At 52.9% G+C, this 15116-nt stretch carries 13 protein-coding genes; 3 read left to right on the top strand and 10 right to left on the bottom strand.

The features are described 5' to 3' along the window. Complete coding sequence (locus tag EH207_RS01795) at window positions 1-1626, bottom strand: (2,3-dihydroxybenzoyl)adenylate synthase (RefSeq protein WP_137712482.1); 1626 nt, start codon at window positions 1624-1626, stop codon at window positions 1-3. After that, on the bottom strand, window positions 1623-2819 hold the full coding sequence (locus EH207_RS01790; protein ID WP_137712481.1) for an isochorismate synthase: 1197 nt from the start codon (window positions 2817-2819) through the stop codon (window positions 1623-1625). The genes EH207_RS01795 and EH207_RS01790 overlap by 4 nt, the downstream gene beginning before the upstream one ends. Window positions 2820-3152: 333 nt before the next feature. Between EH207_RS01790 and EH207_RS01785 the strand changes: the two genes are divergently transcribed. Both EH207_RS01785 and EH207_RS01780 read left to right on the top strand, forming a co-directional pair. Next, entirely contained in the window at window positions 3153-4421 is a 1269-nt protein-coding gene (locus tag EH207_RS01785; protein WP_137712480.1) for an MFS transporter, read from the top strand. A gap of 103 nt (window positions 4422-4524) precedes the next feature. Then, on the top strand, window positions 4525-6474 hold the full coding sequence (locus EH207_RS01780) for a TonB-dependent receptor domain-containing protein (RefSeq protein ID WP_137712479.1): 1950 nt from the start codon (window positions 4525-4527) through the stop codon (window positions 6472-6474). Window positions 6475-6660: 186 nt separating this feature from the next. On the opposite strand, the gene EH207_RS01775 is transcribed toward EH207_RS01780, so the two are convergent. The 8 genes from EH207_RS01775 to EH207_RS01740 all read right to left on the bottom strand — a co-directional run bounded on the left by EH207_RS01775 (window position 6661) and on the right by EH207_RS01740 (window position 13954). After that, the gene (locus EH207_RS01775) at window positions 6661-7377 is read right to left on the bottom strand and encodes a 4'-phosphopantetheinyl transferase family protein (RefSeq protein WP_137712478.1); all 717 of its coding nucleotides are present in this window, start codon (window positions 7375-7377) and stop codon (window positions 6661-6663) included. Between the two features lie 100 nt (window positions 7378-7477). Further along, window positions 7478-8755, bottom strand: a complete 1278-nt coding sequence (locus tag EH207_RS01770) for a NupC/NupG family nucleoside CNT transporter (RefSeq protein WP_137712477.1) — start codon at window positions 8753-8755, stop codon at window positions 7478-7480. A 262-nt stretch (window positions 8756-9017) separates the two neighbouring features. Then, window positions 9018-9836, bottom strand: coding sequence for a TatD family hydrolase (locus EH207_RS01765; RefSeq protein ID WP_246048922.1), 819 nt, complete (start codon window positions 9834-9836; stop codon window positions 9018-9020). Window positions 9837-9850: 14 nt separating this feature from the next. Further along, window positions 9851-10039, bottom strand: a complete 189-nt coding sequence (locus tag EH207_RS01760) for a CsbD family protein (protein ID WP_137715225.1) — start codon at window positions 10037-10039, stop codon at window positions 9851-9853. A 121-nt stretch (window positions 10040-10160) separates the two neighbouring features. Further along, the gene (locus EH207_RS01755) at window positions 10161-10322 is read right to left on the bottom strand and encodes a DUF1328 domain-containing protein (RefSeq protein WP_137712476.1); all 162 of its coding nucleotides are present in this window, start codon (window positions 10320-10322) and stop codon (window positions 10161-10163) included. Between the two features lie 99 nt (window positions 10323-10421). Beyond that, on the bottom strand, window positions 10422-11036 hold the full coding sequence (gene osmY, locus EH207_RS01750; protein WP_137712475.1) for a molecular chaperone OsmY: 615 nt from the start codon (window positions 11034-11036) through the stop codon (window positions 10422-10424). A gap of 476 nt (window positions 11037-11512) precedes the next feature. Then, complete coding sequence (gene prfC, locus EH207_RS01745) at window positions 11513-13102, bottom strand: peptide chain release factor 3 (RefSeq protein ID WP_137712474.1); 1590 nt, start codon at window positions 13100-13102, stop codon at window positions 11513-11515. A 153-nt stretch (window positions 13103-13255) separates the two neighbouring features. Next, the gene (locus EH207_RS01740; protein ID WP_137712473.1) at window positions 13256-13954 is read right to left on the bottom strand and encodes a YtjB family periplasmic protein; all 699 of its coding nucleotides are present in this window, start codon (window positions 13952-13954) and stop codon (window positions 13256-13258) included. 177 nt (window positions 13955-14131) lie between these two features. On the opposite strand from EH207_RS01740, the gene serB reads away from it, so the two are divergent. Beyond that, a complete protein-coding gene (gene serB, locus EH207_RS01735) occupies window positions 14132-15109 on the top strand; it encodes a phosphoserine phosphatase (RefSeq protein ID WP_137712472.1) in 978 nt (325 codons plus the stop codon). Window positions 15110-15116 lie beyond the last annotated feature (7 nt).

The following is a 15116-nucleotide window of genomic DNA, read 5'->3' as shown; positions in this document are numbered from 1 at the left end:
TTATTCGTCGTGGATGCTAAGTTGATTCTGGATGCGCAAACGGAGATGTTTTTTATCGATTTTGCCGACGGGGGTAACGGGCAGGAGGTCGATCATCTCGAAGCGATCCGGGAGTTTGAATTCAGCAATACCCTGACTGCGCAGATATTTTCTCAAACCCACGGCTTTCAGAGAGGGATCGCTGACGACCAGAAAAGCACAGCTTTTTTCGCCCATGACCGGATCGGGCATGGAAACCAACGCGGCATGGATAATGCCCTCATGTTTGAGCAGCAGGTTTTCGATCTCCTCGGCGGCAATTTTCTCGCCACCGCGATTAATCTGATCTTTTTCACGCCCGACCACTTTCAGGTAGCCGTCATGCGTCATCCGCACCACATCGCCCGAATGGTAAAAACCGTCGCGATCAAAGGCGCTGGCGTTGTGTTCCGGGCTACGATAATAGCCGCGGATGGTATAAGGGCCGCGGGTCAGCATCAGGCCGGCTTCTCCCGGCGCCACCGCATTTCCCTGCTTATCGACGATCCGAACTTCATCGTCCGGGCTCATTGGCCGGCCCTGAGTGGTAAAAATGTGCTCGTCGTCGTCATCCAGACGGGTGTAATTGAGCAACCCTTCCGCCATGCCCAGCACCTGTTGCAAACGGCAGCCCAGCGCCAGAGGAATACGCCTTGCGATGCTCTCGCTCAGCTTGGCGCCGCCGACCTGAAGCACTTTCAGACTGCGCAGCGCCTCGCCAAACTGCCCGGCCGCCTGTAGCCACAGTGCCGCGGCGGGCGGCACCAGCGACGTGATATCAATTTGATGACGTTCGATCAACGGGAAGCAAGTCATCGCGCCGGGATCGGTGGCCATTACAACGCGACCGCCGGCATAAAACACGCCCAGCGCGCCCGGTGAGCTCAGCGGGAAATTGTGCGGCGCGGGGAGTGCGCACAAATAGCGGGTCCGCGGCGTCAGCTGACAAATTTCAGCACTAAGACGTACGCTGTAGTAGTAATCATCATGGGTACGGGGGATCAGTTTAGGCGTACCGGTGCTGCCGCCGGAAAGCTGGAAAAACGCCACCTCGTCGGCCGCCGAAGGTTGAAATTGCTGCGGCTTGTCGGGTGGCTGCAACCACAACCCCAGGGCGTTTCCAAGCTGACTCTCCCCCTCCATCACGACGGTGGTCAGGCCGGGTGTCTGCGTTTGTAGCTGATCGAGAAACGCCGCCGAACCGAACAAGGGATGCTGGGCCGAGGCAATCAGCAGACGCGGCGAGATTTGCGCCGCATAGGAAAGCAGTTCCAGTTTACTGTGGCTGAACAGCGCATTTACCGGCACCACACCCATTTTCAGCAGGGCGAAAAACGACAGATAGAACTCCGCCACATTGGGCAACTGCACCAGCGCGGTATCGCCGCGTCGGATGCCCGCCTGCGTCAGATGCGCGGCTAACGCTGACGATTGCTCGTCCAGTTGCCGATAGCTCCAATGACGCTCGCCGCATATAAGCGCAATGGCGTCAGGCCGCGTCATGGCGTGTCTTTGCAGTACATCGGTCAACGGTAGCCCAATCCAATAGCCCTTTTTCCGATAGCGCTGCGCCAGATCGTCTGGCCAACGGGTAAATTCTATGCTCATAACGCGTTCACGCCTGAATTCAGCCCAAAGGCATTCAACATGGTATTTAACTTCGCCGCCGTTTCTCCCCACTCTTCTTCAGGCACCGACGCGGCAACAATGCCCGCCCCCGCAAACAAGCGAACATGCTGCCGGCGAATCGTTCCACAACGGATAACGATCGCCCATTCGCCATCGCCATTGGCGTCGCACCAGCCGACAATACCGCTGAACACACCGCGTTCATGCGGTTCAAGATCGGCGATAAGCCGCCGCGCCTCTTCGGTGGGGAAACCGCACAGCGCCGGCGTGGGATGAAGCTGACAGGCAACCTGGAGCGCCGTCATATCCGGCCGGGCCAGTTCGCCGTTGATGGCGGTCGAAAGATGCCACATTGATGCCGTACTCATCAGCGAGGGTGCGTCGGGAATGGTCAAGGCCAAGCACAGCGGCATCAGGCGCTGGCGGATATCATCAACCACCAGTCGATGCTCATGCCGGTCTTTGCTCGAACGCAGCAATTGCTGGCTGTTCAGGTGATCCAGATGCGGATCATTCATCCGACAGGCCGAACCCGCCAGCGGGTTGGAATATATCATCTTGCCCTGTTTGCGCAGCAGCAGTTCCGGGCTGGCGCCCAGCAATATCGAACCATCAGGCAGCGGCAGAGAAAAATGGTAACCGCCGGGATTCTGCACCATAAGATTATTCATAATTTTATGGGCGTTTATCGGCTCAGCCAGTTCGATATCCAGAATGCGGGACAGTACCGCTTTGCTCAACTTGCCGGCCTGAAAGTGCGCGACCGCTTCCGCCACCGCAGCCTTGAACTGCGCTTCATCGGGCACGCTTTTGATCCCCACGACGCGTGATGGCGCATTCTCCTGTCGCCGCGCTTGACTCATCAAGTTCGACTTCGTGGTGACCCGGTAATGCTCAGGGATATAGAGGCAGGAAGGCCGGCGGGTATCAAAGGGGATCGCCCCCACTACAACAGGTAATGTCTGTCCTGCGCTGCGCGCCCGTTCAAAAGCCTGTGCCAACGTCGAATGCAATCGCTTTTCCTGATCCTCCTCTCCGCTGACGGGAGAAGAGAGGCGCTCAAAGAAACCGGAAGCCAACAAACTTCGATGCTCCGACGCATACAAAAATGTGGACTGTTCTGCATAGGAAAGGCCGCTAAACGTGTCTGTTTCTATGATCAATGTGTCCACAAAACAACTCCTTCGCTTATATGTTGAATAATAATTATTATCATAATAATTGTTATTCGCACATTTTAGAGTTAAATTATAATGAACTTTTTCTCGCGGTCAATCTTTATCCATGCATACCAATTAATCCTGATTAAAGAGGTAGATAAATTGATTTAAATCAAATTTAACCTCTCTTTTCCATACGGAAAAACAATTAACATCAGGAATGTATTGAACATAAAATAGACATTACAAATGATAATAAAAATGCTTATCATTTGTTGTCAATGTTTTTAAGCCGCACTAAACTGCGCGAATATTTTTCCAACCATTTCTGAATGTGAGCTTGCTATGGAAGAAAGCATGGGCGCCTCCCGCCGGCACCTCAATCTCGTTGTGCATCTGGCGCTGCTAATCAATATGCTCTCCATCGGCAGCCTGATGATGGTTATGCCTCTGGGACCTGACTTCGTTCGGGAACTGGGGATGGATGCCAAAAATATCGGCTACATCAGCGGCGGCGCAACCTTTGCGTCCGCCATCGTCGGCTTTCTCGCCGCCCCTTATCTGGACCAATTCAACCGTAAATATGCGCTGGCGCTGCTGCTGACATTACGCTTCGGTCTGACAATTGCTTGCGTGCTGGCGACCAATCAAACGCAGTTGCTGCTGATATTCATTCTGGCCGGCTGCATCGCGGGACCGGCCGCCGGCGTTCTCATGGCGGCCGTGGTCGATATTGTGCCCGTCAAGGAACGCGGCAAACGGCTGGCTTATGTCGGCATGAGTTTTTCACTGGCGGCGATTGTCATCATGCCTCTGTCGTTGGAACTGGCTCACCACATCAACTGGCAGGCGCCTTTTTATATCCTGGGGATCAGCGGGTTATTGACCGCACTGCTGGTTGTCTGGCGATTCCCATCAATGCCGGCAATCGTGTGCGGCCGGGATGCTCCGCAGAAGCAGCGCCCAGAATCGAACGTACTGAAAGCCCGCCTGCCTTCACCACTGTTTTGGATGGGACTGGCTGCTATATCACTGCAAATGTTCGGGCATTTCCTGCTCATTCCCCACTTTTCCAACTATTTCCAGTTCAACCTCGCTTTCCCACGGGATGACATTTCCCTGCTCTATCTATGCGGCGGGTTGGGGAGCATGGCGTCCATTCAGTTATGCGGGCATCTGATTGACCGGGGTTATGCCTATCAGACGATTGTTACCACCACGCTGCTGCTGACGGGGGTGATTATCGGCGGTTTTGTGCTGCCTTTTTCCTTTTCGCTGTATTTGATTTTTACCTTGTTCATGGCGTTGAGCGCGGCTCGTTCCAGCAGCACGCTGGCGATTACCGCAGGTATTCCCTTCCCCCATCAGCGGGCGGCATTTATGTCATATCAGGGAACCGCAGCCAACGTGGCATCCGGGATCGCCAGCATTGCATCGGCGGGTTATTTGAGTACATCGGCACAGGGAAAAATTCTGGGATTTGAGCATCTGGCGCTCGTCAGCACCACCTTCGCGCTGTGCGCCATGCTGCTGACAATGCGGCTGATACCGCGGTTGGCCGCTCGCAACCGTCTGCTTGCCTCATGGCGACTCCGCCAGACGGCAGAGAACTGAACCGATGACGTTTCGTCTCAACGGATGAAGCCGCCAGACGGGTAACACAGTAAGAAATTTAGGGGTTGTTTCCTTTTTCCACTATTCTGACGGAGTTTTTGATATGCAGCAAAAACAAAAAAAACACGCGCCACTCAATAAGCTTTATCGCTCAGTGATGCTGACGGGCCTTCTGGCGCTCCCCGCCGTAGCGCCGGCGGAAAACGCAACGGATGATGAAACCATTGTGGTCACCGCTACCCAGACCAAACATACCGCGCTCAGCGCGCCAGCCAGCGTGTCCGTGGTGACACGCGCCGATCTGGAAAAAATGGCGGTCAATAATATTTCCGATGCGGTCAAAAAGCTGCCGGGGATTAATCTCAATCCGTCAACCACCTACGGCCGTCAAGAGATCAAAATCCGCGGCATGAGGGCCGACTATACCCTGCTGCTGGTTAACGGCCGCCGCATCAATGCGCGGGAAACGCTGGCCAGCAATATGGGCAACGATTTCGATCTCAGCTCGGTCCCGGTATCCGCCATCGATCGCATTGAAGTTATCCGTGGCCCGATGTCATCTTTATACGGCGCCGATGCGCTGGGCGGCGTGGTGAATGTCATCCTGCGCCAGCCGGGGAATGATGCCGAAGGTGAGATTGGCTATAACTTTGAAGTCCCGACAGAGGGCTCAGGCGGCGATCACAACCGGTTAAACGGTTATGTCAGCGGCCCGTTACTGGAAAATAAGTTACTGGGCAGCCTGATTGTCGATGGCGGAAAACGCGACGCCTGGCGCACCGACCAATCCCTCAATCAGAATACGGATGCGCTGGAACAACGCGACTACGTCAACGTATTAGGTAACCTGACCTGGCTTATCGACGGGCGTCAGAGTCTGGATTTCGATGCGACTTATACCAAAGATGACCGCGACGTTTACTGGAATAACTACGGCAGCGCCACACACAACCTCCAGGAACTGGAACGTCTTGGATTAGGTTTAACGCATAACGGCAGTTGGGACAACATTGATACCCGACTGCGCTACTACTACGAAGATATTGAACTGATGGACAATTCTCAGCTCAACGGCGGAGCGGCCGATATTACCCAGGATAACCACACGGTGGACGGACAGATTTCCGGTTATCTCGGCGATCACCTGCTGACCGGCGGCGGTGAATATCGTCTGACCTCGTTAAAACACAGTATGAACCTGACAGACGGCACGGTCGACGTGAATCAGGGCGCCGTTTTCCTCCAGGATGAATTTAAACTGGGCGATCTGGCGTTAACATTTGGCGGCCGCGTGGACAGCCATGAAACCTATGGTACGGAGTTCAGCCCGCGCGCCTACGCCAACTACAGTCTCACCGACAACTGGGTGGTAAAGGGCGGGGTGAGCAAAGCGTTTAAAGCCCCGACCATTGCCCAGTTCTACAAGGGTTACGCCGTTGCAGCCTGCCGTGGCCGATGCCAGGTCGTGGGCAATCCCGACCTGAAAGCCGAAACCTCCGTCAGCTATGAACTGGGAACCGCGTATGAAACAGCACGTTTCGGCGCAGGCGTAATGCTGTTTAATAATGATATCAAGGATATGATCCAGGTTCAGACCTGGGACCGGGTCGCCAGGGAGCTGACGTATGAGAACGTGAGTAAGGCCCGAATTCAAGGACTCGAAACCTCTCTCTGGGTGGATCTGACAGAAAGCCTGAACTGGACGACGAACTGGACGATTGTGAATGCTGAAGACCGTGACACCAAAATGCGGCTGAAACAAACGCCGAAAAATACCGTTAATACCCAGCTAAGCTGGCAGGCGCTGGAAAATCTGTCGGCCTATGTTTCCTACCAGTACACCGGCAATCAGTACCTGTTTGATAAAGAAGTCAGCAAAACTCGCGGGTTTAATACCGTCGATGTCGGCGCAGCCTATGCGCCGATCAAGAACGTTAATCTGAAACTGGGCGTGAACAACGTAACCAACGAGAAACGGGATTACGTCGCAACGGCTAATGATTACTTTCTGTCAGGTCGTACCCTTTATGGCGGTGTCAGCTATAAGTTCTAAAACGCCCGAAGAGTGGCGGGTAGAAGGCCCGCCATAAAAAAACGCCGCGCACGTTTTTCAACGTTGCATAGCAACGGCCCGAAAGGTGGCGGGCAGGAGGCCCGCCATAAAAAAACGCCGCGCACATTTTTCAACGTTGCATAGCAACGGCCCGAAGGGTGGCGGGCAGGAGGCCCGCCATAAAATTCAGCAATATATAAACGTCGTGACATCGTGCGGCCTGAGCATATAGGTGCCTTTGAAGCGACGCCCGGCATAGAACTGCGGCGTCAGGTCAGTCAGTAATTCCAGCTCAAAAACCTGTTTCGCGCAGTCTAACGCCACCATTCTGGCATCGAGAAAATCAAAATAGCGTTTAATCTGCGGATAGAGTGCTTTAAACAGGCTCTCTTTGGCAGAGAAGCTCAGCGTCAACAGACAGCAAAACGTCTCCTCACGTTCTTGAAACCACTGATATTCCTCATCATCAATAATACCCGGCCAGAGGGAATACGCCCGCTCATCGGATATGTACGCCTCAATATCCACCCCCACACAGGGCAGCGCGCCATTGCAAAGATGCGCAGCACACAAGACGCTATCCCTATTGTGGCTCAACGAACCGGCAACATTGTCAGGCCACACCGGAGAGCGGTCCTCGCCGACGTTCAGAATGAAATCCGCGTATCCCAGTTTACGCAATACCTGCATGGCCAAACAGCGCCCCGCCAGATACTCGGCACGGCGTTTTGGCACCGAGCGTTCAAGGACATCACAAAAAGGGATACCGGCCTGAGAGAACAAGGCGTCAGAATAAGCAGACAAATGAAAATGACAGCGAGCGCCAATACCAGGATATACGGTGCCATCCATTGCCTGCGGAAAGGTTATCCATTCAATATCATCAATAAAAGCAGAAAGCATGTCGTGTTACTCTTGAAGGAGAAATTATTCTCAGGGCAATCCAGCACCTCAACCTTCAACAAATAATGGGAAACTCCCGCCCATTATCACTCGCCGTTAATCACAGCGCTAAAAAAAAGCCTGCAATACTGGCGCTCATCAGGTTTGACAGCGTGCCCGCCGTTACCGCTTTCAAACCAAACCGGGCAATATCCTGACGTCGATTCGGCGCCATACTGCCCAGCCCCCCAATAAGAATAGCTATCGATGACAGGTTAGCAAACCCACAAAGTGCGAATGAGATAACGGCTTTGGTATGTTCGGACAATAACGCTAAGCCAGCGGCGGCAACCTCATCGTCCGTTTTCAGATACTCGCTAAAATTCATGTAGGCAACGAATTCATTGACGATCAGCTTCTGGCCGATAAACGAACCGGCAATGGCGGCCTCATCCCAGGGAACGCCAATCAAAAACGCCACTGGCGAGAAAAGCCAGCCTAAAATTAACTCCAGCGACAGTTGAGGATAATCAAACCAGCCGCCTACCCCGCCGAGAATACCGTTAAGCAAAGCAATCAGCGCGATAAACGCCAGCAGCATGGCGCCCACGTTCAGCGCCAGTTGCATACCGGACGCCGCCCCGCTCGCCGCCGCATCAATAACGTTGGCCGGTCGTTCCTCTTCGTCGACAAATCCGCTGATCTTCTCGCGATCATGCGTTTGTTCGGTTTCCGGCACCATCAGTTTGGCAAACAACAGCCCGCCGGGCGCGGCCATAAAGGAAGCTGCGATCAGGTATTCCAGCGGCACCCCCATCTGCGCATAGCCGGCCATGACCGAACCCGCGATAGAGGCCAGTCCGCCACACATGACGGCAAACAATTCTGACTGCGTCATATTGGCGATATACGGGCGGACCACCAGCGGCGCTTCTGTCTGTCCAACGAAGATATTCGCCGTAGCGGAAAGCGATTCCGTGCGCGATGTCCCCAGCAGTTTCTGTAACCCGCCGCCAAGCAGCCGAATGACCCATTGCATCACCCCCATGTAATAGAGCACGGCAATCAGTGATGAGAAAAAAACAATAATCGGCAGTACGCGAAATGCGAAAACAAACCCGCCGCCGCCAAACACTTCAAACATTTTGTCGGACGTGAGGCCGCCAAACATAAAAGATACGCCCTGATTACCGTAGGAAATGATGTTAGCCACGCCTTGCGTCATCCCCCCTAAAACCCGGCGTCCCAATGGCACATACAACACCAGCGCACCAATACCAATCTGAATAATAAAAGCACCCAGTACAGTGCGTAATCTGATCGCTTTACGATTACTGGAAAGCATAACCGCGAACAATATCAGTACAATCATGCCGATAAGACTCATGATAAGTTGCATGTGTCATTCCCTATAGTGCGTCTGTCAGTAATCATTTTTTTGCAAAAGTGTGATAACCGGGCTGATGATAGAAACCGCCGTTGGACAGTAGCCAACTTATGTCACAAATAGATACAACATCGAATAAGTCAAAATAGCAAATAGAGACATGGACCACACTTTTGTTACCATTATATGAAAAAAAAATGACACCCGCGCGAGGATACGGACGAAAAATCAAGTTAAATCACATGATTCGCTGGGGAAAAACGCGATCATGTTTTCAGCCGAGGGCAAAAAGTCGGAGGGTGTTTTGATATATCGCCGCCGCCAGTTTCTCGGCAGGCTCCGGTCGCAACTGACAAAGTGACTGGAATACGTTGATAACCCGTTCCGGGCGATTGGGTTGTCCCTGATAGCCGCTGACCGGCATATCCGGCGCGTCAGTTTCCAGCAGCAGGCGATCGAGGGGAAGGCGCGCAATCGCCTGACGTGTTTTATTGGCTCTGGAATAGGTGATCGTTCCGCCGACGCCAATGTAGTAACCCAGCCGGATAAATGCCTGCGCCTGTTCCAGACTGCCGGCAAACCCATGGACGACGCCGGTACGCGGCACATCAACGCGCCGCAACAACTGCGCCAGCTGATCGTGGGTACGGCGCGAATGGAGGATAACCGGGAGATCGTACCGTTTCGCCAGTTTCAACTGCGTCTCAAGCATCCGGCATTGGCGCTCAAAGTGCGGCGCTTGCATATAAAGATCCAACCCGACCTCGCCCACCGCCACCAGCTTTTCAGGTTTCTGACGCAGGTTCGCCTCCAACCGTGTCAGATCGGCGTCGGCATGCTGTGAAATATAGAGCGGATGGAGCCCCAGGGCGCAATAAAGGGGAGAATGGGCACGAACCAGCGTCAATACACGCTCAAAATAGTGTGCCGCCACAGCAGGGATAATGATACGTTCCACACCAGCCGCCGCCGCCAATTGAAGACTTGCGAAAGCATTATCGTAAAACAGCGGAAAATCAAAATGACAATGGGTATCGATAAAAGAGGATGAAGTCGCAAGCGCGGGGCTTCCGACAGAGGGTAATATCGACACGCTTCCTTACTTCCTCAGTGTAATACTTTCTCTTCGGAGGATACTTGTTTATTGGCCTTTCCGTAACCTTCTTGCATCACACCGGATAAATAATCGTTGTTCCCTTCCAGCCAAGCGCAGTCACTGTCAAACCATTCAGCCCACAGCGCCCAGAAGTTTCCTTTCCATTGTTTCCATTTGCCTAAAACGATATCGCTATTCATCATCTACCCCCTGATAAAAGATCGAAATTCAGCAAATACCGCCGACAGTGTTTCAGCTAAATATGACAGCCATGCGGCATGGCCGCCACATTAAGTGATATTACGTTACGAGGGTTTAAATCTAAGGCCGCTTGCGGCCAAGAAACAAGCTCACCAGGAAGATAATAATCCCGACAACGAAAACGATCTTAGCCGCACTTGCCGCAGTGCCAGCCAAACCACCAAAACCCAGCGCCGCAGCGATCAATGCGATAACTAAAAAGATAATTCCCCAACGAAACATAGACTCTCCTTACCCGAAAATTAAAAATCGTGGTGGTGCTGTGTTTTGCAGGTTAGAGAGGGTTATCCGACAGCGCGAACAACCCACCTTTATAAACTGTTATCCTTTAATCGTTAAATCATTCTTGACGCTTTTTACACCATCAACGGCTTTGGCAATACTTTCAGCTCGTGCCGACTGAGCCTGATTATCGACTTCACCGCTCAACAACACGATGCCTTCATGTGTTTCAACTTTCACCTTACGGGACGGAACAATGTCATCCGCCAGCAATTTGGCTTTGATGGTACTGGTGGTCATGGCATCACCCGCATAAGCACTGACTGACTGTGATGCACCGTCTTTGACCTGTAGCTTGTCACTAACGGACGTAACGCCTTCAACCTGGGTGGCGATTTCCACGGCACGAGCCGCTATTTCCTGACTACCGATGAAACCGCTTAACGTGACCACCCCGTTGGACGTCTCGACGGAAATGTCGCCGCTGGTAATGGTTTTATCCTTCAGCAGGGCGCTTTTTACTTTTGCTGTGGTTGTGCTATCGCTCACGTAGCCTGAAGCTTTATTTACCGAGCTATCTACTTTCTCACCTGTGGTATCTGCAATACGTTGCATTTTCTGCCCCACTGAATCTTCAGCAATGGCGGTACCACCGGCCAGGATTGAACCCAGAATGACAGCGATCAGCGATTGTGTGAGTTTGGTCTTTTTCATCCATTTCTTCCTTTATGTTTTCTCTTTCAATGCCCGAAAAAAAACCCTCGGACCACATTAACGCAGGGAAATAACGCGTGCGTTCCAAGCCTGCAATCAGCGCCATAAAGCCGCGTATGATAACGACACAAAATGACGCGATCATTAGAGCTTTATCTCTTTGAAAACAAGCAAGTCAAAACAACACACTATCCATAATCACGTTAACAGTTAAACAAACTAAGCACTTAACACGTTGTTAACTATAGACCACTGACTGTAAATTCACAGGGCGATTGGATGAAAAGCATTGGAACTGGCGGGAATTCAGATTTGTCTGTGGTAGAAAACAAGCATGTCTTGCTGAGCGCTTTAAATACAATGGATTGATATAGCATAGAAAACGCGAACCCATAGACGGTAAAACTTTATCGGTTCGCGTTATTTGAAAGGCAAAAAAATATTAAAAAACAAGGCGGTTATTTGAGCGATGGCAATTAATGCTCACGCGTTTTATGGAACTCAATATCAGGATAACGTTCCCGCGTCAGGTTCAGGTTGACCAGCGTCGGCGCTATATAGGTCAGATTATCGCCACCGTCTAACGCCAGATGCTGTTCATTCTTGCGCTTGAACTCTTCAAATTTCTTCACATCACGACATTCAACCCAGCGGGCAGTGGAAACGTTAACGGATTCGTAGATGGCCTCCACGTTGTACTCGGTCTTCAATCGCGCCACAACCACATCAAACTGCAACACACCGACGGCTCCAACGATCAGATCGTTGTTGGTCAGCGGGCGGAAGACCTGTACCGCGCCTTCTTCAGAAAGCTGTACCAACCCCTTCAGCAATTGTTTCTGTTTTAACGGATCGCGCAACCGGATACGGCGGAACAGTTCAGGCGCAAAGTTAGGAATACCGGTGAATTTCATCTCTTCACCCTGGGTAAAGGTATCCCCAATCTGGATCGTGCCGTGGTTGTGCAAGCCAATGATATCGCCCGGCCAGGCTTCCTCGACGTGAGAACGATCGCCCGCCATAAAGGTCAGCGCATCGGAAATCACCACATCTTTGCCGGTCCGTACCTGACGCAGCTTCATCCCTTTCTCATATTTGCCGGAAACCACGCGCATAAACGCCACGCGGTCACGGTGTTTCGGGTCCATATTGGCCTGAATCTTGAAGACGAAACCGGTGAATTTCTCTTCGGCCGCCGCCACTTCGCGCTTATCGGTCCTACGCGGCATCGGCGCGGGCGCCCAGGCAACCAACCCATCCAGCATATGATCAACGCCGAAGTTTCCCAGCGCCGTACCAAAGAATACCGGCGTCAGCTCGCCGGACAGGAACGGTTCCCGTTCAAACTCGTGCGAGGCGCCTTTCACCAATTCCAGTTCTTCGCGCAGTTGCGTCGCCAGCTCTTCGCCGACGGCAATGTCCAGCTCCGGGTTATCCAGCCCTTTCACGATACGAACTTCCTGAATCGTGTGCCCTTTACCGCTTTGATAAAGGTAGGTTTCATCTTTATAAAGATGATAAACCCCTTTGAACAGCTTGCCGCAGCCAATCGGCCAGGTGATGGGCGCGCAGGCAATCTTCAGTTCGTTTTCCACTTCGTCCAGCACTTCCATCGGATCGCGGATATCACGATCCAGCTTGTTCATAAACGTCAGGATCGGCGTATCACGCAGGCGCGTCACCTCCATCAGTTTGCGCGTCCGATCCTCGACCCCTTTCGCCGCATCGATGACCATCAAACAACAGTCCACCGCCGTCAGCGTACGGTAGGTATCTTCGGAGAAGTCTTCATGCCCTGGGGTATCCAGCAGGTTGACCAGACATTCCCGATAAGGAAACTGCATGACCGAGGTGGTAATGGAGATACCCCGCTGCTTCTCCATCTCCATCCAGTCGGATTTCGCATGCTGACTTGAACCACGCCCTTTAACCGTACCGGCCGTCTGGATTGCCTGTCCGAACAACAATACTTTTTCTGTAATCGTCGTTTTACCGGCGTCAGGGTGGGAGATGATGGCGAATGTTCTTCTTTTCGAGACTTCGCGGGCGTATTCACTTGGAGACATGATTTTCAGGTTTCTTCTGTTAGCCACCCGGCGTCAGCATCGAGTCAAAAACACACCGATGTCTGCGTCAGGCAAAGCGGGAATAAATCGTAAGCCGGGTATTTTCCCTGATTTAGCGTTCATACACAATTGGCGGCTGAAAGATCGAACGGGCTAGATTTTCTTCTTTTTGTCCGCCTTGCGCGCGTCAGTATCGTCCGCAAATGCATTTCTGCTCTCTTCGCTGCCATCGTCTTCTTTAACCGGCTTTCCGGCCGTGAGTAAATAAGGCGACTGCTGCCAGTGGGTGCGATGGTTCTGCAACAACGTTCGAGTCAGGATGATGCCGATCGCCAGCGACAGCAATATCATCAAGCGCAGAATATTGGTGGTGTTATCCACCTGTCTGGCCTCGGTCGCCAGCACATGCGTATCAAGGGTGATGCGCAGGAATCCTATCGGGCCGTCTTTGCCCTCAATGGGCTGCACCCGTTGATGATTGTAATAGCTGCCGACCCGATTGCCGTCCAGCGCCAGCCGATCCCGCAGTTGAACCTGCTCCCCCGCACGGGCGACCAGCGAACCATCCTGCTTATAAATCCCGGCATCCAGAATCCGGCTATACTCCGTGAGCTGCTGGAGTATGTCATTCATTTTCTGGTTGTTATCATCTGTGTCGTCCATCAGCGGAGCAACGCTGTAAGCCACCTGTCTGGTCAAGGTTTGCGCCAACTCCTCAACCTGTTCCGAACGGGCCGCCTGGTGGCTCAAACTGAAATAGGAAGCGCCCTGCATTAGCGCCACCAGCAGCGCCAGGCAAATGAGCACAATGACTGTACGATGAAGGCGGAATTTTACCCGAGCCTGAACCATGATAATCCTTACGCGATTTGGATACTTTAATGTTGCCAGAAGCGCCGACGATAGGATAGCTTGTTGCCCAGTTTTCGGTGGATATGTTTGTGGTTGCGATCCTGTGGCAGTGGCAGATACCCCGGACAGCTCCCCCATTCTATGCCACGTAATAACCGCCACTAGAGGATTTGCCCCATGTCGAATAGTCTGACCTATTGTGATCTCCCGAATGAGATTAACTGTTGGCCGGGACTGCCGCTATCACTGAGCGGTGATGAAGTGATGCCGCTCGATTATCGCGCCGGGGACACCGGCTGGCTGCTATACAGCGGCACACTCGACAAAAATCGGCTCTCCCGCTATCAGCGCGAACTGGGCGTGGCAATGGTGATAGTCAGCGCCTGGGCCGTGGGCGATTATCAGGTGGTTCGGCTGGCGGGTACGCTCACGCCCAGGGCATCAAAGCTGGCGCATGAGCTGGGGATGGATGTCGCTCCGATACGTAACGCCCCGACCCTTCGCGCCCCCGGCCTGCTGGTGATGGATATGGATTCCACCGCGATTCAGATTGAATGTATCGATGAAATTGCCAAACTAGCGGGAACGGGAGAGTTGGTCGCCGAAGTCACCGAACGGGCGATGCGCGGGGAACTGGATTTCTCCGCCAGTCTGCGTCAGCGTGTGGGCACCTTAAAAGGCGCCGATGCCAACATTCTTCATAAAGTGCGTAAAAATCTGCCGCTGATGCCGGGTCTGACCAACATGGTCAGCCAGCTTCAGGCGGCGGGTTGGCATGTGGCGATTGCCTCGGGCGGGTTTACCTATTTCGCCGATTATCTGCGTGAAAAGCTAGGGCTGGTTGCCGCCGTCGCCAATGAAATGGGCATGTGGGATGGTAGACTGACTGGCGAAGTCATCGGCCCGATTGTCGATGCGAAATACAAAGCCGCCACGTTGCGTGCGCTGGCGGAAAAACTGGATATTCCCTTACAGCAGACGGTTGCCATCGGTGATGGCGCCAACGATCTGCTGATGATCAAAGCTTCTGGTCTGGGCATCGCCTATCATGCCAAACCAAAGGTCAACGAACAGTCCGCTGTGACGATCCGTCATGCTGACCTGACCGGGGTATTGTGTATCCTCAGCGGCAGCATGAGACATGAAAAACGCTAATCAGACT

Source organism: Brenneria rubrifaciens, from assembly GCF_005484945.1.
GTDB classification, from domain to species: Bacteria; Pseudomonadota; Gammaproteobacteria; order Enterobacterales; family Enterobacteriaceae; genus Brenneria; species Brenneria rubrifaciens.
Note: the sequence above shows the minus strand (reverse complement) of the source record. Positions and strands in the feature narration are given on the sequence as shown.

Excerpts from the sequence above, each read along its gene's own strand:
- EH207_RS01795 (WP_137712482.1), bottom strand. The coding sequence starts at position 1,626 with ATGAGCATAGAATTTACCCGTTGGCCAGACGATCTGGCGCAGCGCTAT.
- EH207_RS01785 (WP_137712480.1), top strand. The coding sequence starts at position 3,153 with ATGGAAGAAAGCATGGGCGCCTCCCGCCGGCACCTCAATCTCGTTGTG.
- EH207_RS01780 (WP_137712479.1), top strand. The coding sequence starts at position 4,525 with ATGCAGCAAAAACAAAAAAAACACGCGCCACTCAATAAGCTTTATCGC.
- EH207_RS01775 (WP_137712478.1), bottom strand. The coding sequence starts at position 7,377 with ATGCTTTCTGCTTTTATTGATGATATTGAATGGATAACCTTTCCGCAG.
- EH207_RS01770 (WP_137712477.1), bottom strand. The coding sequence starts at position 8,755 with ATGCAACTTATCATGAGTCTTATCGGCATGATTGTACTGATATTGTTC.
- EH207_RS01760 (WP_137715225.1), bottom strand. The coding sequence starts at position 10,039 with ATGAATAGCGATATCGTTTTAGGCAAATGGAAACAATGGAAAGGAAAC.
- EH207_RS01755 (WP_137712476.1), bottom strand. The coding sequence starts at position 10,322 with ATGTTTCGTTGGGGAATTATCTTTTTAGTTATCGCATTGATCGCTGCG.
- osmY (WP_137712475.1), bottom strand. The coding sequence starts at position 11,036 with ATGAAAAAGACCAAACTCACACAATCGCTGATCGCTGTCATTCTGGGT.
- prfC (WP_137712474.1), bottom strand. The coding sequence starts at position 13,102 with ATGTCTCCAAGTGAATACGCCCGCGAAGTCTCGAAAAGAAGAACATTC.
- EH207_RS01740 (WP_137712473.1), bottom strand. The coding sequence starts at position 13,954 with ATGGTTCAGGCTCGGGTAAAATTCCGCCTTCATCGTACAGTCATTGTG.
- serB (WP_137712472.1), top strand. The coding sequence starts at position 14,132 with ATGTCGAATAGTCTGACCTATTGTGATCTCCCGAATGAGATTAACTGT.